Origin of the sequence: Crocosphaera watsonii WH 8501 (assembly GCF_000167195.1) — a bacterium.
Taxonomy (GTDB): domain Bacteria; phylum Cyanobacteriota; class Cyanobacteriia; order Cyanobacteriales; family Microcystaceae; genus Crocosphaera; species Crocosphaera watsonii.
This window is the reverse complement of the sequence record NZ_AADV02000035.1, coordinates 1-26,653: the sequence shown is the minus strand read 5'-3', so window position 1 is coordinate 26,653 and position 26,653 is coordinate 1. Positions and strand designations below refer to the sequence as shown.

The following is a 26,653-nucleotide window of genomic DNA, read 5'->3' as shown; positions in this document are numbered from 1 at the left end:
TGCCACCAGAGGTAAATCAGCTCAAGTATATATGGACTTAAGAAATACTTCTTGTGGATTTAATAAATACAGGCAACTTAGTAACTTTGGAAGTCTTATAAACGAGTAATTCATGCTAAGATAACTTGAAGCAATGGTGGACAAGTCTGAGTATAACTGAAAAGCAGCAACTAGAGAACATCCAAATTTAAAGTTGATAATGGACCAGAAAATAGTGGAATAAGAAGGCAATTTTTGAAGAGAATGGTAGAGTTTGCCGACCAAACTAAGAAATCTATTCAATTACTATATTTTCCTCCTTATCACAGTAAATATAATCCCATAGAAAGATGTTGGGGAATTTTAGAGAGGCATTGGAACGGAACACTTCTGAGAAATGCTCAAACGATGTTAGCTTGGGTAAAAACTATGACATGGAAAGGCTTAAATCCGATAGTTAAGTTAAGTAAAAAAGTTTATCAAAAAGGCATTTCTTTAACGAAAAAAGAGATGAAGGAAATTGAGAAACGTTTAGAACGTAATCCTCACTTACCTAAATGGGATATTTTGATTAGACCCAGTTAGTCTAAAAAGTTAATAAGAGTGTAAAATTAAGTGAATTTCCTTTTTAAAAATAGTCAAAGCTAATTTAAAAGTTAGCGTATTTCTTTCTTTTAGATAGGGAGGTTTTTGTTCGCGGAAAGTATCCGCGAACAACTTTTTATTTTTCCCTTTTCGCTTATTTGAGATGTTCTACAAACAGATTCTGAGAATGGGTGGGAAACTTTTTCTTGGAAATCACCTAAGCACTGGTATATTTAGGGTTAACTGTTTGCACATCTCCCCCTAATTCTGTCCATCGGTCATTTAAAATCTCTACAATTCTTTGATGGCACCTTAACGAAGTCAGAAGTCAGAAGTCAGAAGTTCCTCACTACGTTCCGGCACTATCGTACAGAAGTTGTTTTTGAAACAGAGATTTATGCTCCGCTTCAAAAACTATGCGCCTTAAAAGGCGGGGTTTTAGACCCAACTATTTTCGATAAATGAAACTTTTGTCTCATTAAAGTGCCTCTATTTCCTGCCTTAGCTTTCCATCCTGCTAAGTTTTCGATGACAATTACTTTAACATTATGAAGTTTAGCAAACTCAATAATTTCTCTAGAAACTTTACGAGAGATTTCTAAGTTAATATTACTTGACTTTCGATAAAGCCCTCGACAAAAGCCCTTAAAAAACTTTTGTCCTGTCTTTTTATGAGTCTGTTTTGACTTTTTAGTAATCATCATTTTCCGTTTATTTCGACGGTCTATGTCTCTAGCCGGATTGATAAATTTCCTAGCCTTTACAGTACCGTCCCGTCCAACAATTGAACAAGTAGCAGCATTATTAATGCCTAAATCTACGGAACAAACATAATCAGAATCCTCCTTTGTTATCGGTTTAACTTTAACTGGCATTGAAAGCTGACAAGTCTTAGAATTAACAACTAAAGCAGGGGACTTGATTTGATTCCCTATCACTTTATGTCGGTTAAGTCCATGGCCTCTTACTGGGATTTCTTCTAACCAAACCCAATCAAAACCATTCCAAATTTTGAGAGAAACATTTTGATAATCATTATTATATTTGACCTGTTGACCTTTATATAAGGCACGAGGGAGATTGACACATAGCTGTTAAGCGAGGCGGTCTTACTTTTCTATTTTTTCTTATCCCTGATTGCCATTCTCTATAACGAGTCTGAAAACTTGAAACAATGCCAATAGCATCCGCTATTGCTGCTCTTCTTAAATAACTAGGAAACTTCCGAAACGATGGATATTTATTGATAACTTTTTGATAATATGAATATTTTATCTGGGGGTTTTTGCTAGTTACATGGATAGATTTTTCTAGATAGTTTACTTTCTCTTTATCGGTTAAATTCCCAATTGATTTCCATTCAGCATTAACAATAAAAACTAAAGGTTTTAAAAATCTTCTATATTCAGCAACAGTCAATAATAATAACTTTTTCTCTAGAGATGTCACTTTGAGAGTCCAGACATCTGTACGAATCATGGAGTCCTGTTTTTTCTTTTTAGTTTTACGTTTGGTTTTAGACTTACCCATAATTACTGAAAAGTTTTATCAGTTAGAACTATAGTAACATATATAACGATGCTTCGCGTTTATTTACTGGTTTCGCTAACCCCATCTAAATTGGAAATTTTAGATGGGGACTGCGCGAAACTATTTTGTTCAATACTGTTTTGTCTAGCTCCTGGAAAGATTTTACCTACCCACAGGAAGGATACTAGAACTTATGGATAGAACCCCATATCTTTGATTGCCAAGGTACAGCGTTGCTTTTTCAGCACTAGGTTTTGTTAGAGCAGGTTGATTACCTTTCCTGCTATACTCTAATTATACAGATATTTAGAGTATATGGCAAGAACTAAACGACTACAACTTTTATTATCTGAGCTTGAGTATGAAACCCTTAAATCCTATGCACAATCCCAACAAATTCCTATGTCTGAAGTTCTTAGGGATTACATAAAAACTCTAGAAAAGCCGTCCTAAAAGCGCACCGCCCCGTCTGAGGTTCCCTCAGACATAGGGACGGAGCAAGAAGGACGGGGCTTTAAACCCAAATTTTCGGTAAACGCCCTATTGATCAGTTCAAAAATAATCATGAAACGTATTGTAAGTGTCATCTATGGCTTAATCGCTTACCTAACCTTTTTGATCACCTTTCTTTATTTAATCGGCTTTGAAGAGAACTTACTGGTTCCCAAATCTCTAGATTCAGCACCAACTGAAAGCTTGAGTACCGCCTTACTAATTAACTTAGCATTAATTGGTTTGTTTGGACTTCAACATAGCGGAATGGCGCGTCCAGGTTTTAAGAAATGGTGCTTAAAAACAATTCCCTCACATCTCGAAAGAAGCACCTATGTTTTAATGACTTGTTTGATGCTCATTCTTCTGTTTTGGCAATGGAGACCTTTAGGGGGAGTTGTCTGGGAAGTCAAGAATATAACCCTAACCTATATTCTCTACAGTATTTCAGCACTAGGATGGGTAATTGTTTTTCTTAGTACAGTATTAATCAATCATTTTGATTTATTTGGCTTAAGACAAGTTTACCTCTATTTCAAGTCTGAGAAATATCAATATCTAGACTTCAAAATTATCGGTTTTTACAAGTATGTCCGTCACCCTTTAATGCTGGGATTTCTCATTGCCCTTTGGTTTACTCCCAAAATGACTATCACTCATTTCATTTTTGCTCTAGGAATGACAGCTTACATCATTATTGCCATTCACCTAGAAGAGAAGGATTTAATTGATATTTATGGCGATTTATACAAAAAATATCAGCAGCAAGTATCCATGTTAATTCCTTTTCTCAAGACAAGTCTCCCAGAATCTTAAGGTCCAATAAGGGAGCATCCCATTTTTGCAAAAAATTTATTCTTAGAGTTTGACGGGGAGACGGGGAGACGGGGAGACGGGGGGAAATTCATCAGATAAAATATTATCAATACTTATTATTATTTCATTACTTTACAGGGGAAAACCAAAAATCAAAACCATTGCTGGAGCTTTTATTTTATGCAATTTTCTGATTGGCCAATTGAACAATTACCAGGGTTAAGTAAAATAAATCAAGAACAATTAAAATCTTTAGGAATTAACAATACTCAAGATTTACTCAAGATAACTAAAACTAAAAAAAATAAGCAACATTTAGCTAATCAATTAAAGTGTCAACTACAATTAATTAACAAATGGGCAGCTTTGGCTGACTTAGCTAGGGTTCCCAGTGTCGGATGTGATTATTGCGGACTCATTTTACATTCGGGTATCATATCCGTGGATCAGTTGTCCCAAACTTCTGTTAGTTTTTTACATCAACAAATTCTTAAATTACAAGTTGCTACCTTACAACGAAAAGATTTATGTCCCTCTCCTGATGTTGTAAAAACTTGGATTAATGAAGCAAGGACAATTAACAATTAACAATTAACAATTAATAATTAATAATTGTCATTCGTCGTTCCTCGGAATCTCTTTAATGTTTCAACCATAAAAATATAGTGCTATTATTGAGTAAAAAATCATGACAGACTTATCTAATTTAGAATCATCTAATATTTGGGACTATAAACCCTGGTGGTGTCAACCTTGGTCTATTTTATCAACGGGAATAGGATTAATTGCTGGTAGTTGGATCATGTTTCATATTATTTGGATAACGATTATTATGACAATTTTGGTGACGGTTTGGTGGAGTTACTTTTTAATTATGTATCCTCGAATGTTTACAGAATACGTAGAAAGTCAGAAGACGAAAGATAATTCTGTTAAGCTAACAAGCACTTAAAGGAAGTGTTGAAAAAATAGGAAACAAACAGTCTACCCGTCTCCCCTCCCCCCTACCCTCGTCAGTTAGTTTAATACCTTATCTAATTAGGTAGGTGTAATTAAAGATAAAATAGAAAAGTAAGTAATGAAGGCTAAAGCCTTCATTACTTACTTTTCTATTCCTAAAGGACTTACTACGAACTGGCGTTTATTGTTGCCTACCTACTTAATTAGGTTCCTAAATAATCTCATCAATTGCTTTAGGAACAGCAGCAGTTAACACTTCATGACCCGTTTTTGTTACTAAAATATCATCCTCAATTCTAATACCAATACCTCGCCATCTTTCAGGTATTTCTGGTTGTCCTTCTGCTGGTTTAATATCCTTACCGATATAGATCCCAGGTTCAACGGTTAAAACATGACCAGGTTGCAGAGGATACCAAGTTTCTTCATCTTTTTTATAAACCCCAACGTCATGCACGTCTAAACCTAACCAATGACCGGTTCTGTGCATATAAAAAGGTTTATATTTTTCTTCTTTTATTATTTCTTCTAAATCCCCTTTTAATAACCCTAAATCAATCAATCCTTGTACTAAAACACAAACAGCAATATCATGAAACTCGTTATAAGGGTTTCCTGGTTTTACCTCTTCAATAGCTTTTAATTGCGCTTCTAATACTAACTCATAAATAGCTTTTTGTTCCCCTGTAAATTTACCATTAACAGGAAAAGTTCTGGTAATATCTCCATTATAATAACTATAGGAACAACCAGCATCAATTAATAATAAATCGTTCTCTTGAATTTGACGGTCATTTTCAATATAGTGGAGAATACAAGCATTATCACCAGAAGCAACAATAGAAGGATATGCTGGGCCTATTCCTCCATTAAGTTTAAAAGTATGCTCAATTTCTGCTTGAATTTGATACTCATAATGACCTACTTTAACAAATTCTCGCGCACGGTTATGAGCAGCAGCAGAAATGTCCATTGCTTTACGTAACATCATTAATTCTGCTTCGCTTTTTACTTGTCTCATGGGGTGTAAAATGGGACTGGTATCTTCAATAGCAACCGGTCCAGATCCCCGTTTTTGATAGGTTCTTATTAATCCTTGCCAATGGGATAAAATAACCTCATTAAAATGTTTATCTCGTCCCAAATGGTAATAGATACGATCTGCTTTTGTGAGATATTCGGGTAATTTTTCGTTTAATTCTGTGATGGGATAAGCTACGTCTGCGCCATACTTTTCTTTAGCACCTTCTACACCACAACGATAACCCGTCCATGTTTCTTTTTCGTGGTCTTTTGGTTGTACAAAGAGGATAAAACGGTGTTCCTCGTGGTGAGGGGCAAAAACTGCCACTGCTTCGGGTTCATTAAACCCTGTTAAGTAGAAAAAATCGCTATCTTGACGGAAAATATATTCTACATCGTTGTGCATCACTGATGTAGGTGCGCTGCGAAAAATGGCCGTCCCTTGACCAATTTTTTGCATTAATTTTTCTCTACGTTGGCTGTATTCTTTGCTATCAATTCCCATAATACGTTAATATATACTGACTAATCTATTAGCATAACTCAAAAACAAACAATAAAGCTAGACTTCCTTTGATGCTATGGCTATTTTCAGATTTTTTGATGACTTACCATCAGAATATTCTTTTTAAGACTTCCACAAAGACGCATCTGCTAAACCCGAATTTCTCACAAAATCTGCGATCGCCAAACACAGAAGCCTTACAGGAAGTGGGTTTGAACAGAGCGATCGCAGATTTCCCCAACCAACAGTCTGTTGTCAGATTTTAAGTTAAAATCAACCCGAATTAGACAAAGATGAAAAGATAAATCAATCACTCATTTTTCCAAAAAAATTATTAATAAAATCTCTAATAGTACTAGATTGTTAGAATAAAATATGCTATAATTTAATTATTAAAGCAATTTACCTTAAACTGATTTAATGAGTCCCAGTCATCCCCGAACCCCTCGTCAAGTAATCAACTTTAGTAAACAGAAAGGAAAAGAAATAATCGCTAATTTTGATGGGGACTAATCACTTCAGATGCGGGGATTGTCTGGATAGCTGAGTTGGATAAAAAACTGGGAATTACCGAGAAGTTTGGTAACTGTTTTCAAGAGCATCGTCATCAATCTTATGTAGATCATTCCGTTCATGAGTTATTAGCACAAAGGCTTTATGGAATTATTTTAGGCTATGAAGATGTCAATGACCATGATAAATTAGGTCACGATCCTGCCCTTAAGATCGCTTTAGAAAAGCTTAATGAACTTGAAGATAAAAAGGGATGGTTAGCTGGAAAAAGTACAATTAATAGATTGGAATATTGTCCTGAGACTATTCTCGACCAAAAAACGAGTCGTTATCATAAAATAGAACCCAACTTTGAAGCCATTGAAAAGTCTTTTGTCGATTTTTTTTTAGAGTCTTATAAAAAACCTCCCTTAAGTATTATATTAGATATGGATGTCACGGATGACCAAGTACATGGTAATCAAGAAGGGGCATTTTTTAATAGTTATTATCACGGAGTATGTTATGCTCCTTTATATATTTTCTGTGGGCATCATTTATTAGTTGCTAAACTTCGTTCATCTAATGTAGATCCAGCCGATGGAGCCTTAGACAAATTACAAAGAATTATCGGACTAATTAGAGAAAAATGGTCAGAGACTCATATCCTAGTTAGGGGTGATAGTGCCTATGCCCGTGAAGAAATCTTCTATTTTTGTGAAAATCAGCCTTTAGTTGATTATGTTATAGCTATGGGAACAAATGGCGTTCTTAAGTTACGAGCGGATGATGTAATTGAAAAAGCCAAACATGAATATGAAAAAAAACTAGCTCCAATAACTGAATTAATGGATAGTTTATTTCAGAAAAAAGAAGATTTAGAAGAAGTTAAAAAAATAGTACCAATTTCTACTTGGTATCGCTCTATTCGTTATAAAACAGAAAAGTCATGGAGTTGTCAAAGAAGAGTAGTGACAAAAGTTTGTTATGGAAGTGATGGCTTAAAAATGCGCCATGTGGTGACATCTTTGCCCGCTTCAAAAATTCCACCCTCAAAACTTTATACAAAAAAATACTGTCCGAGAGGCGAGATGGAAAATCGGATTAAAGAACAACAATTAGACTTGTTAGCTGATAGAACTTCAACTCAAACATTTCAAAGTAATCAACTAAGATTATGGATACATTTCTGGGCTTATGTTCTCATAAATGCTTTTCGTCAACACTGTTTTAAAAAAACTTCATTGGCTAAAGCAACTGTGGGAAGAATACGTCTAAATCTTCTTAAGTTGGGAGCCAGAATAAAGATTAGTTGTAGAAGAATTATTATCGCTATAGCTAGTGCTTGTCCTTATCAAGATATTTTGTCTATTGCTAACAAAAGAATTAAAACTATTCCTAATACTGGATAAGTAGAATAAGTTGTTTTTTAAAAAAGATATCTATCATAAGTTGTTGACTGACTGATACTTTCATTTAGTCTTATTTATCGTGGAGAAAATCAAAAGTTAATATAATTATTCCCTCTTAAACTCAATTTTTGGATAATCAAAGTCAATTTTTTTATTCATCTATATTCAAAATTTCTATTAGTCCTAAAAATTATCATTTTTCATCTCTGGATTGGGCTTTCAAATTAATTTGTGAGAAATCCGGGTAAAACCTTCTGGGTGCAAGTGAATCCCCAACTATAATCTCTGATGAGCGTTTGGGTGTGTTCAAGTCCTTTGCTATAGCAGTACCAAAAAAGATTAGGACATTATTGTAAGGTGGGCAATGCCCACCCTACGGGGTTTTGTCATTTTAACTTAAAACCCAATTAACCAAGGTTCTCACGGGAAACCCGGTTGCACCGGAATTATTAACCCCATTTTCTTTATCGGCCCAAACTGGCCCAGCAATATCCAAATGAACCCAAGGAGTTTCCTTGATAAACTGTTTTAAGAATAAGGCTGCGGTAATAGAACCCCCGGCCCTGGGTCCGGTATTTTTCATATCTGCAATGGGAGACTTTAACCCCTCAAAATACTTCTCTTCCATCGGCATCACCCAAAACTTTTCTCCGGCTGTTTCAGAGGCAGTTTTAAGTTCTTCTGTAAGGGTTTCATCCGTACTCCATAACCCAGAAATATCATTCCCCAAAGCTACAAGACAAGCTCCGGTTAAAGTAGCGAGATCGACGATCGCATCCACTTCTAATTTTTCAGCATATACCAAGGCATCAGCGAGGGTTAAACGTCCCTCAGCGTCGGTATTATTCACTTCGATAGTTTTGCCATTGGAGGCGGTTAAAATGTCTCCAGGGTGCATGGCCCTGCCACTGATCATGTTTTCTGTAGCGGCACAAACAAAATGAACTTCTACATCCGGCTTTAATTGGGCGATGGCTTTGGCGGCACCTAATGTGGCTGCACCACCACCCATATCCATTTTCATGGTTTCGATACCACTACCAGATCCTTTTAAGTTTAAACCGCCAGAATCAAAGGTTAAACTTTTACCGACGATGGCAAGTTTCCGTTTAGGGGTTGCTGCGGGTTTGTAGGTTAAATGAATAAATTTCGGGGGTAAGTCTGAGGCTTTGGCCACCCCTAAAAATGCCCCCATACCCAGTTTTTCACATTCCTCTTGTTCTAAAATTTCGATGTCTAAACCGTAGTCTGTGGCTAAGGTTTGGGCAGTTTCAGCAAAGGTTACGGGGTTGACGCTATTAGCAGGTGCCGCTACTAATTCCCGTGCTAAAATAACCCCAGAAGTTATGGTTTGCGCTTGTTCAACCGCTTCGCTTTGCGCCCCAACTCCCAAAATATGAACTGTTTCCAGTTTTAAGGGTTTGTCTTCGGGTTCGGATTTAAAACGGTTATCTTGGTGCAAAGAGAGGATCATCCCTTCGGCGATCGCTGTTGTGGTGCTTGCCTCATTCTCCACCACAGGAAAATTAATCCCTAAGCTTTTCACCTTTTCTTTTTTCCCTAAACGGGCAACAGCAGCAGCCGCCAAACGTAGGCTATCTAAGCTTAACTCATCTTTTTTCCCTAAACCTATGAGGATTAGTTTACGGATGGCACTACCCCCACCAATACGAGTAACAGCACTGCTACCGGATTTTCCTTTAAATTCCGTTTCTTCGATTAATTCTGCCAGGGTTCCCCCAGTTTTTTCGTCTAACTGGCTCAATTCCCCTGTTAAGATTGTTTCATCCTCAAATAACCCCAAGGCGATCGCATCTCCACTCCAATCTAACAAAGGGGTATCGATTCCACGAATATCCATATCTATGTGTTCCCAAATCTGTCTAAAATAAACCTTAAACAATTCTACTATTTTCTCAGGTCTTTCATATAATGTATTGTGTTTATCCAGAACAGTTAAATTATGAAAACAATAAAATTAGGTTTATTATGCTTCGGTAGTATGGGATTATTTTTCCTCGTAGGTTGTACAAACCCCACGGTTACTTCAGATGAGTCAATGGGTTCTAATTCCGCAACAATTTCCGAAGAAAACCACTCAGAACATGATAGTCATGATCATAGCCATGATCACGGAAAACATTCCCAGAGCGAACAAGTGATTAAATCAGGTGAATATACCTTAAAACTTGTCACCGTTCCCAGTGATAAGGGTGTTCATATTGCTTTTTATTTACTAGAAGGTGAAGCCAATAAACAAGTTAAGACTGCTCAAGTTTAAGGTCAACTTCAATTACCCAATGGTGAACAAAAAGCTATTCCTTTGAATTATGAAGCTGAGAGAAATCATTATCACGGTATGCTTTCTGAAACCGAATCAGGAGAATATAAACTTACTATTCTTTCTGAGCTTAACGGAGAAAAAATAAACGGCAAATTTAGTTTTCAACGCTAGTTAATTTAAGTTCAGAGTTTGGATTTATTGGCTTGAGTCTGTTACCAAAAACCTACTTAACCTGACTTCGGAGTTCGGAGTTCGGAGTTCGGAGTTATGATTTTTTTAACGAGAGAATGAAGGTTTGAGACTTCTGATTTGAGTCTTTTTTCTGAAAATTTCCTTATATCGAACTCAGGTTACTTAATCCTGCCAAAATTACTCATTTGACATACTCCCGTCGACGGAGTCGAGGGATTCTAACACCTCACGATGCTAGTTTTCTGCTTCGTCCCCCACCAACTAGAGCATCACACGTGATGCTCCCCGTCGCTCTGAGTCCACAGACATTTTTGGGTCCCAACGCCTCTGAGGTTTCCTCAGAGGACGCAAGCCGACCCGCTACCATCTGCCCGACCGCGGTTATGCCTCGATTCCTAATTTCTTGACTAGCTACGTTGCAGTAATTCAACCTTGCGCTGTAGGGTTTTGAGGAATCTAGGCCGTTTAATCTCTTCACCGTCGGAAGTAGCCACAAACTTCTCAAATCCTAAATCTAACCCTCTAGGATGACCAATCCCCCCTTTCATTCCCCCCTTACTAAGGGGGGTTAGGGGGGATGGGACATCAACATCTAACTGTAGTGACAGAGCTACAAAGTAACCAGATGCTTTTCTAACAACCCTGGCTTGCTTGACTTGAAACCCTTCTGGAATTGGTCGAGATAGTCTCCACTTAACCCATCCTAGTTTGGGAAGCTTCAGAGCATCATTTCTAATGGGGTCTTTCCCCAACTGTGGGAATACAAACGAACGCAGACGATACTTGTTCTTAAAGCGTGGAAAACCAAAACCTCTGGCTCTCATGTCATCCCAAGCTCTGTCCAAAGTTCTTAAAGTTTGCTGAAGAACTTGAGAATGGACTGTCTTTAACTGAGGATATTGCTTTTTAGCATCGGTTAGTTCCTTGGCTTGCCTATGGTAATTTGGGAAAGGGGCATCAGCAGAGATGATATATTCACAATTGAGGGAGCAAGCATTGACAGGGGACTTACGAGAAGCACACCAATCTTTACGCTGACGTAGCGAAAAATTCCAGACAGAACGACACACATCAAGAGTTTGCTCGATGATATCAATCTGTTCAGGAGTTGGTTGCAGTTTGTACTCGTAGGTCATAGTTAGCATGGTTCTATATTTAGCTTACACAAGGTTACTTTTTGTGTAAAGTTTGTTTAAAGAAGCTAAAATAGGTTTGTTTGTTGGTCGGATTTTCATCCCGTCGGTAAAACCGAGGGTCTTCAATCCAACATTTTAAGATAAGTAGTAGGGTTCAACGGCCGTTGAACCCTACTACCTAGACATCTGTATTCTAAGTTGATGAAACCTAAAAATAGACCTAGTTCATGTAGAAAGTGGGACAAAAATCTAGGAATTTTAGCAGAAATGATACTCAAACCCTAGTTATGAAACCACCTCGGTGATTTTCAGAATCGTACCACCTGACTTGTGTATACTTTGAACAGTCTTAGACATTTGGTCGTAGCTAATCACCCGTTCCTGACAACTAAACTTGTTGATTCTCGCAGCACCTTGCTTGCTGGAAAAAGCAATGCGAAAACGCTTACCAGTATTGTCATAATTAGCTCCATTACCCACAGCTATAGGTTTAATGGGAGTGGCTAAATTAGCAGCAATAGAAGAAATCAATCGAGCATTATTATTGCTACTATCATTGTTAGCAGGGCCTCGTAACAATGAAAAGGTACGGTTAAAGGTTTCATTTGTTAGCCCAACCACTGAACGAATGCTACGAGGATAGGGGACGATATTCTCCCCGAAACTTTGAGCATATTCGTCACTATCAAGGTAGGAGTTGATTTCAGCTTCGTATCCTCCCTCGTTGTAAATCTGAACGTGTTCAGATACTTCCTCTTGACTTTGAGGTGGACGACCTAAAAAATGCTTGAAGCTTAACTCAATAAAGCGATATTGAGAGGCAGAGTGGAAAAAGAGAGACTGATATAAACTCGATTGAGCAACAGCACGAACAAACCCACGAACGGTAATATCACCATTACGCAGTTGTGCTTCAGCACTGCTCAAGCGATCGCCTTCCATCAAATGCTGATTTCCCAATACCTGCCGATATACTGCTCTGATGATTTGCTGTAGATCGTCTTCAGTGTAATTAGGGCGAAGTTCTAGCGGTTCAGTTCCGAGAATATCTGATGCAGTTAAAATTGACATGATTTTATTGTGATAAGTTTTTCTGATTTTCTTTTAAGTGTTGATTCGGTTTACTCAACCAACAAATAAACAAACAAGCAAGTGTGTTTTTAACACACTTGCCAACTCCATAACTATCCTTCTAACTAGGACATGGAGTTGATTAAATAATCAAGGTATCCGTTATACTCAAGTAAAGCTTGAGGAGACAGATCCCGTGGCGCACAACCACGATTACGGAGGAAGGTTAAACCGGTGATATATGTAGCGGTATCAATTCCTAACGCACGGTAAACTTCGCGCGCACCAGCCATTCCCCATTCATCAATGGGACCGGTACCACCAACCACTCAACAATAGTTGATTAAGCGTAAGTAGTGTACGATATCACGCTTACACTTATCTTTTTGAACACTGCCATCAATGTCCCGACCACTACCACTGGGGAACTTTTGATAAATAGCATTAACAGCTTCTTGAGCAATAGCATCATAGTTAGCAGCTAATTTTTCAGCAGCTTCCATACGAGCAGCAGCACGCTGTAAACTTCCTTGAACTGATTCTAAATCAGATGCACTGGGAAAACGACCGCCTAAGTCAGCAGCAGCAACGGTTGTGGTTAAAACAGATTTCATAATTGAGAGTTTCTCCTAGTTTTCTTCAGAAAATTCGACAAAATTGTCAATGCACTTCACAATGCCTAAAATATTTCAGTCTTAGCTGATGGTAGCAATAACTTCATCAAAATAAGACGCACACTCAGCAGCTTTCATAATGGCAACGGCACGAGCAGTGTTACTAGTAGGAACGCCTAAAGCACTATAGGTTTCTTTTAAGCCATTTAAGCAACGATCTTTGAGAACAGAAGGATCACCGGTTAATAAAGCGTAAGTGACATAGCGTAAGATGATTTCTCCATCACGAAGACAAGCAGCCATCTTGCGGTTGGTATAAACCCCACCACCAGGTTGAGTTAAGCCTTCGCTTTCGCAACAGATCCCTGCAACTGCATCAGTGATAATGCAGTTAGCATTACTAGCAATGTTATTAACTGCATCCAGACGCTTATTACCGTCAGAAATAAACGTTTTTAGGGATGCCAAATCATCAGCACCAACAAAAGAACCACCAGCATCAGCTGCGATAACTGTTTTTGAAAAAGCATCAAGCATTGAATTTTCTCCTGTTTTTTTAAGACTGCGTAACCGTGGAGACAGTTAGTTAAAAACTTATCCTCGGAAACTCGCTTTTAACTGTAGAGGTTCATGATTTTTTTAATAAAAGTTAACAAAGAGAGATAATAACACCCTTGAATTGTTTTATTACAAATTGTAACTTATAGATTCAGAAATGAGACAGAAGCCAATACTTTGGTGTAAGGTCAGAAAAGTTTTTAGTATCTCTATGGTGACTCTATGTTTCAACCTTTTCTCCAACACCTAGAAAAAGAACTATTCAGTCGCTTTGATTTAAGTAGTCGACCGATTGATCCAGAATTGGAATTTCAAATCAGTCAACGGGGTAAAAATCCCGCCATGATTGAAAGTTGGTGCTATCAATGTCCCCAGTTCAGAAAAATTCGCTACACTTACATCAATGCTGGGGAAACTGCCCAAATTTTCAACAGTGTTCTTTATCCCAGTTATGAGTACGATTTACCCTTATTAGGGGTTGATTTATTGGCTTTTGGTAAGAAGAAAATCTTGGTAGTTTTGGATTTTCAACCCTTATTTCGTGATGAAGATTATTTAGAGAAATATATTGAACCCATAGCACCCATACGTGCAAAATATAATGAATTGGCGCAAGATTTGGAAATGAAATTCTATGACGCTAATCAATATTTTTCCCCCTATTTATTATTTGCTAAAACCGATGCCGAAACGGTTGTTAATCGTCTGTTTCCTGCTTATCAAGAATATCTACAATTATATTGGCAACTCTTAGAACAAGCAGAACCTAAAACCGATTCAGCCAGCATTGAACGCATCACCAAAGCTCAAAAAGATTACGATCAGTATAGTGCAGAAAGAGATCCCGCATCAGGGCTATTTCGTAGCTATTTTGGCAGTGAATGGGCTGAAGAATTTGTTCATAACTTTTTATTTGAAGATTCTGTCCCCGTTGCGGTTAAATAAAGATAAGTACTTTTATAACGTTTATCATGTCAACAATTATCGACTCCGCCAAACAACGTCAGTTTCAATCTTTTGATAAAATCGATCACCTAGAGTTTATCCCAGGTTCCGATGAAAACGACATCGAAACCATCATCCGAGGGGTTTATAAACAAGTTTTAGGAAATGCTCATCTGATGGAGAGTGAAAGGCTAATAAGTCTTGAATCTCAAGTTAAAGGCGGAGAAATTAGCGTTCGTGAATTTGTTCGACAAGTGGCTTATTCTCAATTGTATCGTTCTCTCTTCTTTGAAACTTGTCCTCGTTATCGTTCCATTGAATTAAACTTTAAACACCTGTTAGGACGCGCTCCTAATGACTATAGCGAAACCTTCCATCATAGTCAGATATTGGATGACGGAGGATGGTTTGCAGAGATCGATTCCTACATTGACAGTGACGAATATCAAGATAATTTTGGTGAAAATATTGTTCCTTATTGTCGAGGTTATCAGACGCAAACTGGGCAGACACTGCTAGGCTTTACCAATATGTTTACACTCCTGCCCAGTGTTTCTACCAGTGATAAGGCCAGTTCATCAGATAATAATTCTCTACTCAATAAAGCGATTATTTACAATAACCCTGGCGGTAACGCCCCTGTTCAGGATGTTAAAGCATTAATCGCTCAAGCCCTGAATCCGGCAGCAACAGCCCTTAGTCTCTTCAAATATTATCAAAACGATGAGCTTATAGCCTTAAAAGAAGAATGTTCCCAACAAGAACAAGAGATTGAACGCTTACAAAAACAATTGGCTGATTTACAACCGGGTGGTTTTCTGGGTGGTTTAGCCTTGAGTAAGTTCCCCAGTTCTAATGCTAATCAAGTACCTGAGCGTACATTTGTCACCGCCATTTCTGTTCCTAGTTCTCTAGAGAGAACAGAAGAGCCATCAGGTGATACCCTCAGTTGGCAACGGAGAAGGGATCTTAATGCTGAAGAAATCTCTAAACTACAAGAAAAGATCAAAGATGCTCGGCGTTTAGCTGTTATTGGTAATGCAAGGCTCAATAAATGGCGTAATCGATATTCTTCTATCCGATAACCTGAGCCAAAACTCAAAAAGAAATCGGTTTTATTGACAAAGCTTAATTTTTAGGTTAAGTTTTGTTAATAATCATTGCAAAAAGTTTCTAAATCTAAGAAAGTCGATATGTGTCCGTAAAGTTTCTTAGATTTAAGTTTTCGTGAATTCAATTATTTATTAACTCACTTTTTAGGAGATTAGAAACAATGTTAAAAAATTTATTGGGTGGTGGCAAAAAAAAGGAATTCTTCTTGGAATTAGACGAATCTGCTGATGTTCCTACTTCTGAGGCTAAGGTAGAAACTCCTGCTCCAGAGGCTAAGGTAGAAACTCCTGCTCCAGAGGCTAAAGTAGAAACTCCTGCTCCAGAGGCTAAAGTAGAAACTCCTGCTCCAGAGGCTAAAGTAGAAACTCCTGCTCCAGAGGCTAAAGTAGAAACTCCTGCTCCAGAGCCAACAGAAGTGGTTGAACAATCTGCCCCAGCTAAAAAAAGTAAGAAGACATCTATTAAAAAGAAAGCCAAAAAAGAAACACCTAAAACTGAGATAGTTCCAACTTCTTCTCCTTTAAACAGCGAGACAACTCTTCAAAAAGAGGAACCAAAAGAAGTAGAATTTGCTACCAAATTTTATATGACTTCTACTCCTCGTCGTCGTCCCGGCCCTAGTTTAAATAACTTTAAGGACATGGCTTCTCAAGTTGGAATCAGACGGGTTTAATTTCTTGATTTAAGTTTCTTTTTGGTTGTAGTCTAGAACTAAGTTCTAGACTATTTTTTATCCAACAAGTAACCATTGAATATTCTATTTTTGCATCCCAATTTTCCGGCACAATTTCGCCATTTAGTAACTGCTTTGGCTAAAAATTCCCAAAATAAGGTTGTCTTCGGCACAAAGCGCGAAGAAGGGAGCATTTCAGGAGTTTTAAAAGCTATCTATACCCCTTCTCGTCAAGCCCGTCGGGAAACCCAGCATTATGTGAGAAACTTAGAAAATGCGGTACTCCAAGGACAAGCAGTTTATCGTCTAGCAGAACAGTTAAAAAAAGAAAGATTTATCCCCGATGTGGTTTACGGCCATTCTGGGTGGGGTCCCACTCTGTTTATTAAAGATATCTTTCCTAAAGCGGAATTATTATGTTTTTTTGAATGGTTTTATCACGCTCATGGAACCGATGCTGACTTCGATCCCAAAGAACCCTTAACAGCAGATGATGAAGCTCGTATTAGGATTAAAAATACACCCATGTTGACGGACTTGTATAGTTGCGATCGCGGCTTATCTCCGACTTATTGGCAACGACAACAATTTCCCCCAGAATTTCATAATAAAATTACAGTACGTCACGATGGGGTAGATACTAACTATTTTCACCCGAAACCTGGGGCAAAATTGGTCTTACAAAATAAGAACCTAGACTTATCAGAAGTAGATGAAATTGTTACTTATGTCGCTAGGGGAATGGAACCTTATCGGGGGTTTCCTCAGTTCATGGAAGCGGTTTCTATCCTGTTAAAAAAACGCCCTAATTGTCATGTGGTTATTGTGGGAGATGATCGGGTGGCTTATGGGCGATCGCTCCCAGAAGGGGAGAGTTATAAAAAGTTAATGTTAGATACTTATGATTATGATTTAGCCCGATTACATTTTACGGGATCGTTACCCTATTCTCAATATTTACAAGTTATCCAAGCTTCATCGGTTCATGTTTATTTAACCCGTCCTTTTGTTCTGTCTTGGTCTATGTTAGAAGTGATGTCTACAGGGGGTTTAGTTTTGGGTTCAAAAACTAAACCCCCTGTAGAAGAAGTTATTGAAGACGGAGTTAATGGTTTATTGGTTGATTTTTTCGCTATTGATAGGATAGTTGAACGGATAGAAGAAGTGTTAGATCATCCTGATAAAATGGCTAATTTAAGGGTCAAAGCCAGGGAAACGATCCAAGAAAAGTATGATCTATCTCGATTGTTACCGGAACATATTGACTGGATAATGAACAATTAGGGGAAGAGGTTTACAACTCCACAACCTTACCTCTCCCTAAAGTGAGGGGGAATCAATGGATTCATCAACATCAAGAGTAACAGTAACATTAAGAATATGATCAGTTTGACCAGTCCATTTAATTCTCTTGATGGTACCATTGTAGAGATAATATTTTATCTTTTTATACATAACACTGGGACTACTAATCTAAATATTAATTGAACTTATTGATCTTAGTTTTCCCAGATTATGAGGAAAATAACATATTCTTGACAATAAGAAGTCTAACAACGTACAGTTATGGGGCTGAGAATTCCTCAGACTATCCATCAAGAAGAGTATAAAAATTAATTAATGTCATTTTTGCGTACCCAAAGTGGAAAGCCTAGCACTATTAATCTGGTTTTTGTTGGTTTGATAGCTATTTCCATTATATTAGCCAGTTATACAGGGAAAATGGAGGCTGTTACCCAAGCCAGTGTAGACGCGGCTAAAAGTTCGGTGCAATTAGCCATTGGATTAATTGGAATTATGGCACTTTGGTTAGGGTTAATTCGTGTTCTCGAAGCCGGAGGATTGATGTTAACTTTAGCTCAGTGGTTAAAACCCTTAATGGTTCGATTATTTCCTGATGTTCCTCCAACTCATCCAGCTATGGGAGCCATGTTGTTGAATATCTCCGCTAATATGTTAGGACTGGGAAATGCAGCAACTCCTTTTGGTTTAAAGGCTATGGTTGAACTAAATAAGCTTAATCCCTTCCCAGGAACAGCCACTAATGCAATGTGCTTATTTTTGGCTATTAATACCTCCAGTGTCACCATATTTCCTTTAACTATTATTGGGGTAAGAGCAGCGGCCGGGAGTACCCTTCCTGCGGCTATTTGGCTTCCCACATTGGCAGCAACAACTATTTCAACCGTTGTAGGAGTCTCCGTTGCTACTTGGTTAGGTTACAAAGATAAAGATTATGCTCAATCGTTCTCAGAATCATCTGTGCTGAAAACAAATACTTTGAGACAAGAAACTGACACAGAAATAGACTCACCCCCTTTAGTTCCCCCTCCCGAGAGGAAGTTAGGGGGTGGGTATGATTTGGATAGAGAAGAAAAGGAGACAGAAATGGAAGTAATAGATGGAGATCATGGTTTGGATACAGAAGAAAGCCAAAATTTTGAACATTTACTTTATACTCCTGGTTTATTGTCTCGATTGATTGCTTGGGGAATTGTAGGAGCATTTTTAGGGGCGATTCTTTATCGGGGATTTAATAGTGAGAATTATTGGGAGTTTATTCGGTCTGATTTTCTTGCCCATTGGTTGCTACCAGGGTTAATGCTATTTATTGTGGTCTATGGTTTAGGAAGAGGAGTGAAAGTTTATGAAGCGGTTACGGAGGGAGCAAAACAAGGGTTTGACATTGCTATTAGTATTATTCCTTTTTTAGTGGCGATTTTGGTCGCTATTGGAATGTTTCGTGCATCAGGAGCAATGGAAGGGATCACGGTTTTTTTGGGTCCTTATACCGAGTGGATCGGCCTTCCTGTAGATGTCTTACCAATGGCTCTTTTACGTCCTTTATCCGGGGGTGGAGCCTTTGGTTTGATGAGTGAAGCGATTGAGAGAGATCCTAACTCCTACAGTGCTTTTGTTTCCTCTATCATGATGGGAAGTACCGAAACCACTTTTTATGTGTTAGCTGTCTACTTTGGGTCAATCGGTATAATGAATATTCGTCACGGATTAATAGCTGCTTTGTTAGCAGATTTTTCAGGAATTTTATCTGCTTGTCTGTTGGCTCAAATTTTTTGGGTAGGTTGATCGTGCCAGTTAATAACCAATTTTATTTAAAAGAATCCCTTGATAAGTAGGGGATAAAGACCCTGTTTGATAAGCTAATTTGAAAGTATCTGTTAACTTAAATTTCAATATTGCTTCTTGGGTTTTATCCTGTGAATTGAAAGCTTTTAGGTTTAAAATATTATCGATGAACTGCCATTGTCCTTGCCAAGTTATATCCTCCAATGTTTCTCGGTCTTGATAAATACGATGTCTAGCCACAAAACTTCCATCTGGTCGAAATTGATAACCATAATAAACCATCAATCCCTCAGATTCATGAAACCCACGCCAAGTACCAGTGATAAAGTTACCCTGATCTATAATATTAGGAGAATGATCCCTATTGATATTATTCTCATTGTCCCCTTGGTTAATTAACTCAGACTGAGCAACATATATTATCCTTTCCCCTTGAGGTCTTGCCTGTTCCCTATTATTACTAACAGATTCACTTCTAAGTGAGCCAGAAAAAATTAATAAATTTAAACAACAATAACAAAAAAAATAAAAATAGTTGATCATTTGTCGGTCGAAATCGTTAATAATAGAGAATATAATGCAACAAAGGCTATACTATCAGAGGGTTTATGACACGACTATGTAAGGGCGTTGAAGTTGAAATGTATACAGGGACACCCCAAGGAGAAATTGTGGGGTTGTCCGATCGTATTAGTAAAGACCTTAACGGATTTGTCAGAGAACCTGATAGTCGTAACGTTGAATATACTACTGCCCCTTTGTCTTGTTACGATCGCCTTCTTTGTGCTTTAGTACGTCCTAGACAAAATTTAAGAGCATATTTACAAAAAATTGGTAATTACACCATAATTCCAGGAAGTACCCTCTCTTTAGGGGATAGTAAGAAGTTTCACCGTTCTGATCCCATAAATCCCTATCATAGCTATATTGAAAATACCTATGGAACCGATGTGGTTACGGCCAGTATTCATATTAATATTGGTATCCCTGATCCAGAATTATTGATGCAAGCTTGCCGTTTAGTACGGGTTGAAGCACCTTTATATCTAGCTTTGAGTGCGTCTTCTCCTTTCTTAGATGGACAAGTAACAGGATATCACTCTACCAGGTGGCAGATGTTCCCTCAAACCCCCGAAAAAGTCCCCTTTTTTGAGAGTCATAATCATTTTATCCGCTGGACAGAAGAACAGTTAAAACTAAAAACCATGCAAAATGTCCGCCATTTATGGACATCGGTGCGCCCTAACGGTCACAATAGACCTTACCATCTCAATCGCTTAGAATTAAGAATCTGTGATTTAATCGTTGATCCTATTGCTTTATTGGCGGTGATCGCCTTATTAGAATCTCGTCTTCTACAATTAATCAAAGATCCCACCCTCGATCCCCTCAAAAGTAGTCAACTATCCCCCGATACCATACTTGATATCACCCACAGTAATGAAATGGCCGTAGCTAAACACAGTTTAGAAGCAGAGCTTTATCATTGGCAAGATGGGAGTAAAATCAAGGCAACCGCTTGGATCGAACAAATATATCAACAAGTATCTCCATTGGCTAAACAAAATGGATTTAGTTGTTTTTTGTCTCCTGTTAACAAGATCCTCCGCAACGGCAATTTAGCCCAACAATGGTTAAAAAAATATCAAACTTCTCCCGATATTCCCTTAATTATCGCCGAGGAAATCCAAACTGTTGCCCAACAAGAAAAAATGTTAGAAGATAAACTTTGTGACGCGCTCTTGGTGGCTTAAAAAATGATTAAATTTTGCCTAAAAATACATAAGTTTTATTAATCAGGGTGTAACAACTGTTTAACAAAATTAATTGTTTGCCTAGAGTAGCTTATTCATAAAAAAAAACTATCGATGGTTATGCCGAGAGTCGTTTTAGTCAATCCTCAAATTCCCCCAAATACAGGAAATATAGCCCGAACTTGCGCCGCTACCAACACCGAACTGCACCTAGTGGGTCCATTGGGCTTTGAATTGAGCGATCGTTATCTCAAACGTGCAGGGTTGGACTATTGGCCCCATGTAAAGCTGCATTATTATGAAAATTTAGAGCAATTTGTCAGCTTTCAGAAGCAACAAGAAGGCAGATTACTAGGATTTAGTGTCAGGGGGAAATCCTGCTATGGGGAGTGTAATTTTCAAGAAAATGACTGGTTAGTGTTTGGCAGCGAAACCGAGGGACTACCTGATAAATTTAGAGAGCAATGTGACCAAATGCTCTATATTCCCATGCCTCACCCCCAAGTCAGAAGCCTTAACCTATCTGTGAGTGTAGCCATTGGTTTATTTGAAGCCTTAAGACAGTTAGATCAACTACATTGACAAATAGAGAATAGAGAATAGAGAAATTAATCATATTTTTCATAAGAAATTTCTATGATTCCAAGGTGAAAAACGAGCCAGAGAAAAATGGTCCCTATAAGACCGGAAAGCCCAGAAATTGGCACTTAGAGCAGACGAGATAACCACCGATGAAACCTTTTAAGAATAGGTAGCGTCAATCAACTCGCGTCTTGCAGCAAATGTTATGTATGGATGAAAAATTGCTGAGTAGATTACAATCTATTTGCGCTTGTTTACAGAAAGCGTAAGTTAATCTCTCATAACATACTGACTAAGTACATTGACTTATTTGGAAATTTCAACTAAAACTAACATCTGATGGGTGTACTAAGTTAAAAATCATCTTATAGAGACTCTTTATAGTCCAAATCCCTCGTTCACACAGTAGGAGGTTGTCCTTGAAAGGTAAATTTAATGAACTAACGTCAATGTCTTCTTGTTTGGCAGATCACACAAAACTAGAGGCACTATCTTCTTCAGAAGACTCTCAAAATAAATTAGCCTCAAGTGAGAAAAGTCGGGTTCGTCGCTCAGGAGCCATGATCGGATTGGCCATTTCTATGGGCGCAAGCGGTATGTTATTGAGCCAAGACAAAGCAGCAATAGCAGCTAATGGTGTGACGGCCGAGACAGAGATTTCTAGTCTTCCCAATTTTTCTGATCTTCCCAGTGAGGGTAGTCAACTATCTCCTTTAGCCCTGAAGCATAAAGTAGAAGAGGGAGATACCATTACCCGACTAGCTTACAACTATCAAGTTAAGCCAGAGGCGATCGCCGCCATGAACAATCTGCCACTTGCGGCTAAGCTAGAGCCAGGAGAAACCATAAAAATTCCTTCTGATAAGGACTCATCTCAGAAAATTACGCCAAAAAGCTCTCCAGAGAGTAGCATCAATAACAAAAGTGTTGGTACAAAATCCGTCAACACCTCCCTTGACCACCTCAGAAAAACCAGAAAGCGTCTGCAAGATAGCTTAGCGGAGTTGAAAACCGAAGAAGCCAACAGTATTGTGGAAAAAAAAGCTGTTGCTGATGTCAGTCAACCCCTTAAGCAGCCAGAAGAACAAGAGACGGTAGCTAATGTAGAAACAATAGAAGTTGCTGAAGCCATTGAGATTCCTGTATTTAGTCGGGAAACAGAATTAGAACAAATCACTGTCAAGGAAGAAACAGAAGAAACTTCTTCCCTGAAAGTATCAATATTAGAGGAAGAGGAGCAATCAATCCTTCCCGTGGTTCCTTCTCTACAACCCCAAACCACTGCTAAGCTTGAAGAGGATCAACCTATTCCCATCAAGGTTGTTCCAGCCCAAGAGGAAACACCTAGAACTCGTCAATCCATCGATGTGATCCCCCCTGAGCAAACCTCTTTTATACAACCTGAACGGCCGGTTGTGCGTCAACCCACGGCTCAGCCAGTCAGCAAAAAAAGCTACCGGGTTCGTCCAGGGGATACCCTTAACAGTATTGCTCGTCGTCACGGGATTTCTACCCAAGAATTAATTCGTGCCAATGGCATCAACAACGCCAACTTAATTCGAGTTAATCAAACCTTGATTATCCCTCAAAAAGCGGCGATCGCTCAAGCTCAACCCTCTCAAAAAACTACTTTACCTTCTGTATTTGACGACTTTCCGACAGAGAATCGCTCTCCAAGAAACTTTGTTTCTAATAGCAATGAAGAAAATCGCTCCCCAAGGAACTTTGTTTCTAATAGGAATACCGAAGCAGCAGAATTGGAAATTTCCACCGTTCAACAATCCCATGCCGATAAGTTAAAGTCTGACATTGTCACTTTACAACAGGATTATGGTGACAGAGGCTCAGACATTTCCCTTAATCAACCCCGTCCCTCCACTAAAACCGTAGTAGGAGAAGCCTTAAACCCTGAATGGTCTAGCGATCGCGCCCCAATAACCTCCCCTCAACAGGCCATCGAACAAAGGTTAGATAATAGACAACCTGAGCTAATCAGTGCTGCTCCCAGTAACCCTTCTATATACAACAACGCCTTTGAAGTTCCTATTGGAACCGCTGTGGGTCCAGAACTCCCTGGGATCTCCAACCCCGATGATTATCTTCCCGATGCTCCCATGAGATTTACCGGACATATTTGGCCGAGTAAAGGGGTTCTCACCTCTGGGTACGGTCCTCGTTGGGGCAGAATGCACAGGGGAATTGATATTGCGGCTCCTGTGGGAACTCCCATTGTGTCTTCGGCTCCTGGAGAAGTTATCAGCGCAGGTTGGAATTCTGGCGGTTACGGCAAATTGGTTAAAGTTCGTCACCCCGATGGCAGTGTTACCTTATACGCTCACAATAGCCGTATTTTAGTGCGTCGTGGTCAGAAAGTAGAACAAGGCCAACAAATTGCTGAAATGGGTAGCACAGGTTTCAGCACTGGTCCCCACCTTCACTACGAAATCCATCCTAAAGGTAGAGGCGCACAAAACCCCATGGCCTTCTTACCCAAGGATAGAAAACGTTAAATCATTAGCCCTGTTTTCAAATGATGGAATAACTTGAATCAGAGAAGGCAACACTTCTCTGATTTTTTTCGTGGGTAACATCCCAAGAAACAACTGATTTCTGCTAACATTGGACGTAAAAGTAAAGCCGATATCTTTGAAAAGAGGAAGGTATTAGAGGGGCAAATGGCGCGCTTCAAGACGATTCTTTATCGTGTAAAGAATCCCCAACTTCGCGCATTTGGGGTAGTTCAATCTAGTCAGGAGATAAAGGAATTAATTTACTCCAAGAAAATGGACCACAACCTCCTGTTGAGGGATTGGAGTCATCAGCAGGAGGCACTAACCCTGCTTCTTCAGAAGTTTCTGCATCAAAAACAACCTGGCAATACCAGAACTCTCCCTCAAACTCTGTCCAGTTAAATTGACTAAACCTTAGCATAAAAGAAAAATTTAGACAAATGAAGTCCACCTTAATCACTGATTCTAACAGGGCAATCAAGCTGTATTGTGTCTCGTTTTTAAATAGTAATTAGGGTTTGCTGAAAAAGTTTCTCCAAAATTTATGCCACTTTTGACCAAGAATTTTCTGACAAATCAATAAGTTTTAGTACATAAAAATTGTTTAAATTATAATCAAAATTAATGAAAGGCGGTTTGATGAGTTCCCCTGTTCTATTATTAGTAAATAAGGACAAAAAAAGCGACAAAAACTGCCTCAGAAGTTTACAAAGATTGACAACTAAAAATGTAATAGCAATAGATGTAATGGAGGTTTCAGGGAGTTTTGTCATCACGAGATTTAGGCTAAATCTTCGTTTAGCTTGTCCAAACTTTCCCTCAATAGCATTACGGAAGCATTCATCGGAGTGGGCTTGTTTCTTTTCTTCTTCACTGACATTTTTCGGAGGTCTTCCTAACTTCGGACCACTGATTCTTATCCCTCTTTCCTTACACCAATTTCTGTTTTCCCTAGTTCGATAAATTTTATCTACATGGACGGATTCGGGATAATAGCCAAACGTTTCTTTATACTTTTCTACTTGTTCTTTTAAATGACAAGATTCATTGAAGTTTTCCCAACTTATTTTGTCTAGAAACACATAGTTATCTACACAGCTTACTGAGAGTTTAGCTCCAAACTCTATTGTTTTTCCTGCTTTTCCCCTCACTATTGGACGAATATGCGGTTGAGTTAAACTTACAATTCTTTGAGGAACACTCTGGGTCTTATTCTCCCACATTGACTGTTGTTGTTCATAAACTTTTTTGATAGTCTCTAGACAATTTTTCTGTCTTTTACTCAGATTTTCCAGGGAAGCCCCAGCTTGAATTAAGTCTTCTATATTTCCTAAATTTTTCTTAAGGTATTTTAACTGTTTCCCGATAGCTTTTCTTCTTTCTTGATAAGATACTTTTCGTTTTTTAGCTACTTTTAAGTATTCCTTTCTAGCAATTTTTCTAGAAGTTCTCGGCTTTTTTCTCAATTTTACTCTTAATGGTTTATAAAGATTATCTATTATTCTTTCTGTCTCAATTCTGGCTTGATTTAATATGCCTAAATCCGTTGGGTATTTGATGTCTGCTGGCGCACAAGTCGCATCTAAAATTAGTTTACCTTGTAATTGCTCACCGCAATAAAGAATCTGTCTTGACAACATAAAGGTAAAATCGGGGATTTTTATGTATAGTGGGGGTTATGACCACAAATGCTACCATTGATTCAAAGCTAGTTAGAGCTATCGCCGATGAACAGTTGGCGAACAATGTCTTCATGATTGAGTGGCTAGTCAAGGCACAACAACAGTTATCTCTTCAACAAAGACTGATTGACCAGCAACAACAACAAATCTCTACACAACAGCAAGAAATTGAAAAATTGAAAGAAGAGAGAGATAAGCTAAAAAACCGTAACTCAAAAAACAGTTCAGTCCCCCCATCATCAGACCCACTAAAAAAGCCTTCTGACAAAAAGAAACGCAAAAAAGGATTTAAACGCGGACCAAAATATGACCACCTAGGGAAGACCCGTAATGGTTTTGGTCAGCCCGATAAGATAGTCCCTTTAGAACTAGAAAACTGTCCTGTTTGTGGGGGTTCAGTGGAACGAGATGAAGTAGTTCCCGAAAAAGTCCAGCAAGTGGCTGAAGTAGTAGACCAACCCATAGAAATCAGGGAATATCGTCGCGGATTCTATAAATGTCCTAGTTGTGGATGGTCAGATTACAGTCCTGTTCCATTGGGAGTTAAAGAAGGATTCAGTTATGGGGCGCGATTAAGTAGCATCGTGGGCTGGCTTGGCTATGGGGGTAATCTTACATGGCGTAAACAGGAACATTTTATAGAGTATGTCTTTGGCAT

At 38.5% G+C, this 26,653-nt stretch carries 23 protein-coding genes and 5 pseudogenes; 16 read left to right on the top strand and 12 right to left on the bottom strand.

Annotated features, from left to right (window positions below; all coding sequences use genetic code 11):
* Positions 1–201: 201 nt before the first annotated feature.
* Positions 202–564, top strand: a pseudogene (locus CWATDRAFT_RS16720) (ISAzo13-like element transposase-related protein); the annotation flags it as partial.
* A 407-nt stretch (positions 565–971) separates the two neighbouring features.
* On the opposite strand, the gene CWATDRAFT_RS16715 reads toward CWATDRAFT_RS16720, so the two are convergent.
* Together CWATDRAFT_RS16715 and CWATDRAFT_RS16710 are read right to left on the bottom strand one after the other, a co-directional pair.
* Complete coding sequence (locus CWATDRAFT_RS16715) at positions 972–1,502, bottom strand: transposase (RefSeq protein WP_021831989.1); 531 nt, start codon at positions 1,500–1,502, stop codon at positions 972–974.
* A 121-nt stretch (positions 1,503–1,623) separates the two neighbouring features.
* A complete protein-coding gene (locus tag CWATDRAFT_RS16710; protein WP_042711698.1) occupies positions 1,624–2,094 on the bottom strand; it encodes a hypothetical protein in 471 nt (156 codons plus the stop codon).
* Positions 2,095–2,658: 564 nt separating this feature from the next.
* Here CWATDRAFT_RS16710 and mddA point away from each other — a divergent pair.
* The 3 genes from mddA (at position 2,659) to CWATDRAFT_RS16695 (ending at position 4,354) form a co-directional block, all read left to right on the top strand.
* Positions 2,659–3,402, top strand: a complete 744-nt coding sequence (gene mddA / locus CWATDRAFT_RS16705) for a methanethiol S-methyltransferase (RefSeq protein WP_007306127.1) — start codon at positions 2,659–2,661, stop codon at positions 3,400–3,402.
* Between the two features lie 180 nt (positions 3,403–3,582).
* Entirely contained in the window at positions 3,583–3,990 is a 408-nt protein-coding gene (locus CWATDRAFT_RS16700; RefSeq protein ID WP_007306128.1) for a DUF4332 domain-containing protein, read from the top strand.
* A 100-nt stretch (positions 3,991–4,090) separates the two neighbouring features.
* A complete protein-coding gene (locus CWATDRAFT_RS16695; RefSeq protein WP_007306129.1) occupies positions 4,091–4,354 on the top strand; it encodes a DUF6737 family protein in 264 nt (87 codons plus the stop codon).
* Positions 4,355–4,573: 219 nt separating this feature from the next.
* On the opposite strand, the gene CWATDRAFT_RS16690 is transcribed toward CWATDRAFT_RS16695, so the two are convergent.
* Complete coding sequence (locus tag CWATDRAFT_RS16690; RefSeq protein ID WP_007306123.1) at positions 4,574–5,890, bottom strand: aminopeptidase P N-terminal domain-containing protein; 1,317 nt, start codon at positions 5,888–5,890, stop codon at positions 4,574–4,576.
* Between the two features lie 420 nt (positions 5,891–6,310).
* Here CWATDRAFT_RS16690 and CWATDRAFT_RS16685 point away from each other — a divergent pair.
* A pseudogene (locus CWATDRAFT_RS16685) lies at positions 6,311–7,794 on the top strand (IS1380-like element ISCwa5 family transposase).
* A 391-nt stretch (positions 7,795–8,185) separates the two neighbouring features.
* On the opposite strand, the gene CWATDRAFT_RS16680 reads toward CWATDRAFT_RS16685, so the two are convergent.
* A complete protein-coding gene (locus tag CWATDRAFT_RS16680; protein WP_007306122.1) occupies positions 8,186–9,655 on the bottom strand; it encodes a leucyl aminopeptidase in 1,470 nt (489 codons plus the stop codon).
* Positions 9,656–9,757: 102 nt separating this feature from the next.
* On the opposite strand from CWATDRAFT_RS16680, the gene CWATDRAFT_RS38615 reads away from it, so the two are divergent.
* Together CWATDRAFT_RS38615 and CWATDRAFT_RS41045 are read left to right on the top strand one after the other, a co-directional pair.
* On the top strand, positions 9,758–10,075 hold the full coding sequence (locus tag CWATDRAFT_RS38615) for a hypothetical protein (RefSeq protein WP_007306131.1): 318 nt from the start codon (positions 9,758–9,760) through the stop codon (positions 10,073–10,075).
* Between the two features lie 42 nt (positions 10,076–10,117).
* Positions 10,118–10,249, top strand: coding sequence for a hypothetical protein (locus tag CWATDRAFT_RS41045; protein ID WP_007306132.1), 132 nt, complete (start codon positions 10,118–10,120; stop codon positions 10,247–10,249).
* Positions 10,250–10,677: 428 nt separating this feature from the next.
* Here the strand turns inward: CWATDRAFT_RS41045 and CWATDRAFT_RS16670 are convergent, their stop codons facing one another.
* The 4 genes and pseudogenes from CWATDRAFT_RS16670 to CWATDRAFT_RS16655 all read right to left on the bottom strand — a co-directional run bounded on the left by CWATDRAFT_RS16670 (position 10,678) and on the right by CWATDRAFT_RS16655 (position 13,628).
* Complete coding sequence (locus CWATDRAFT_RS16670) at positions 10,678–11,415, bottom strand: RNA-guided endonuclease InsQ/TnpB family protein (protein WP_007306121.1); 738 nt, start codon at positions 11,413–11,415, stop codon at positions 10,678–10,680.
* A 276-nt stretch (positions 11,416–11,691) separates the two neighbouring features.
* Positions 11,692–12,477 (bottom strand): phycobilisome rod-core linker polypeptide, encoded by a 786-nt coding sequence (locus CWATDRAFT_RS16665; protein ID WP_007306120.1) that lies wholly within the window; start codon positions 12,475–12,477, stop codon positions 11,692–11,694.
* 125 nt (positions 12,478–12,602) lie between these two features.
* Positions 12,603–13,091: pseudogene (locus CWATDRAFT_RS16660) on the bottom strand (globin family protein).
* 81 nt (positions 13,092–13,172) lie between these two features.
* A complete protein-coding gene (locus tag CWATDRAFT_RS16655) occupies positions 13,173–13,628 on the bottom strand; it encodes a globin family protein (protein WP_007306117.1) in 456 nt (151 codons plus the stop codon).
* 243 nt (positions 13,629–13,871) lie between these two features.
* On the opposite strand from CWATDRAFT_RS16655, the gene CWATDRAFT_RS16650 reads away from it, so the two are divergent.
* The 4 genes from CWATDRAFT_RS16650 (at position 13,872) to CWATDRAFT_RS16635 (ending at position 17,664) form a co-directional block, all read left to right on the top strand.
* Positions 13,872–14,594: a 15,16-dihydrobiliverdin:ferredoxin oxidoreductase gene (locus CWATDRAFT_RS16650; RefSeq protein ID WP_007306133.1), complete on the top strand. Its 723-nt coding sequence runs from the start codon at positions 13,872–13,874 to the stop codon at positions 14,592–14,594.
* A 26-nt stretch (positions 14,595–14,620) separates the two neighbouring features.
* Positions 14,621–15,679, top strand: a complete 1,059-nt coding sequence (locus tag CWATDRAFT_RS16645) for a phycobilisome rod-core linker polypeptide (protein WP_007306134.1) — start codon at positions 14,621–14,623, stop codon at positions 15,677–15,679.
* A 188-nt stretch (positions 15,680–15,867) separates the two neighbouring features.
* Positions 15,868–16,380 (top strand): superantigen-like protein SSL4, encoded by a 513-nt coding sequence (locus tag CWATDRAFT_RS16640; RefSeq protein ID WP_007306135.1) that lies wholly within the window; start codon positions 15,868–15,870, stop codon positions 16,378–16,380.
* A gap of 75 nt (positions 16,381–16,455) precedes the next feature.
* Positions 16,456–17,664: a glycosyltransferase family 4 protein gene (locus CWATDRAFT_RS16635; RefSeq protein WP_007306136.1), complete on the top strand. Its 1,209-nt coding sequence runs from the start codon at positions 16,456–16,458 to the stop codon at positions 17,662–17,664.
* A 36-nt stretch (positions 17,665–17,700) separates the two neighbouring features.
* Here the strand turns inward: CWATDRAFT_RS16635 and CWATDRAFT_RS41040 are convergent, their stop codons facing one another.
* The gene (locus CWATDRAFT_RS41040; RefSeq protein WP_021830982.1) at positions 17,701–17,835 is read right to left on the bottom strand and encodes a hypothetical protein; all 135 of its coding nucleotides are present in this window, start codon (positions 17,833–17,835) and stop codon (positions 17,701–17,703) included.
* Between the two features lie 165 nt (positions 17,836–18,000).
* On the opposite strand from CWATDRAFT_RS41040, the gene CWATDRAFT_RS16630 reads away from it, so the two are divergent.
* Complete coding sequence (locus tag CWATDRAFT_RS16630) at positions 18,001–19,467, top strand: nucleoside recognition domain-containing protein (RefSeq protein ID WP_007306137.1); 1,467 nt, start codon at positions 18,001–18,003, stop codon at positions 19,465–19,467.
* 9 nt (positions 19,468–19,476) lie between these two features.
* Here CWATDRAFT_RS16630 and CWATDRAFT_RS16625 read toward each other — a convergent pair whose 3' ends face one another.
* A complete protein-coding gene (locus tag CWATDRAFT_RS16625; protein WP_007306116.1) occupies positions 19,477–20,010 on the bottom strand; it encodes a hypothetical protein in 534 nt (177 codons plus the stop codon).
* Positions 20,011–20,075: 65 nt separating this feature from the next.
* Here CWATDRAFT_RS16625 and gshA point away from each other — a divergent pair, with 65 nt between their 5' ends.
* From gshA to CWATDRAFT_RS16610, 3 genes are all read left to right on the top strand, one after another.
* Complete coding sequence (gene gshA / locus CWATDRAFT_RS16620) at positions 20,076–21,221, top strand: glutamate--cysteine ligase (protein ID WP_007306138.1); 1,146 nt, start codon at positions 20,076–20,078, stop codon at positions 21,219–21,221.
* 120 nt (positions 21,222–21,341) lie between these two features.
* On the top strand, positions 21,342–21,803 hold the full coding sequence (locus tag CWATDRAFT_RS16615; RefSeq protein WP_035827241.1) for a tRNA (cytidine(34)-2'-O)-methyltransferase: 462 nt from the start codon (positions 21,342–21,344) through the stop codon (positions 21,801–21,803).
* A gap of 449 nt (positions 21,804–22,252) precedes the next feature.
* Positions 22,253–24,313, top strand: a complete 2,061-nt coding sequence (locus tag CWATDRAFT_RS16610; protein ID WP_007306140.1) for a peptidoglycan DD-metalloendopeptidase family protein — start codon at positions 22,253–22,255, stop codon at positions 24,311–24,313.
* Between the two features lie 235 nt (positions 24,314–24,548).
* Here the strand turns inward: CWATDRAFT_RS16610 and CWATDRAFT_RS16605 are convergent, their stop codons facing one another.
* Positions 24,549–24,764, bottom strand: coding sequence for a hypothetical protein (locus CWATDRAFT_RS16605; protein ID WP_198138993.1), 216 nt, complete (start codon positions 24,762–24,764; stop codon positions 24,549–24,551).
* Positions 24,765–24,855: 91 nt separating this feature from the next.
* Positions 24,856–25,914, bottom strand: a pseudogene (locus tag CWATDRAFT_RS16600) (IS5-like element ISCwa2 family transposase); the annotation flags it as partial.
* Between the two features lie 68 nt (positions 25,915–25,982).
* Here CWATDRAFT_RS16600 and CWATDRAFT_RS16595 point away from each other — a divergent pair.
* Positions 25,983–26,653 (top strand): annotated as a pseudogene (locus CWATDRAFT_RS16595) (IS66-like element ISCwa4 family transposase); the annotation flags it as partial.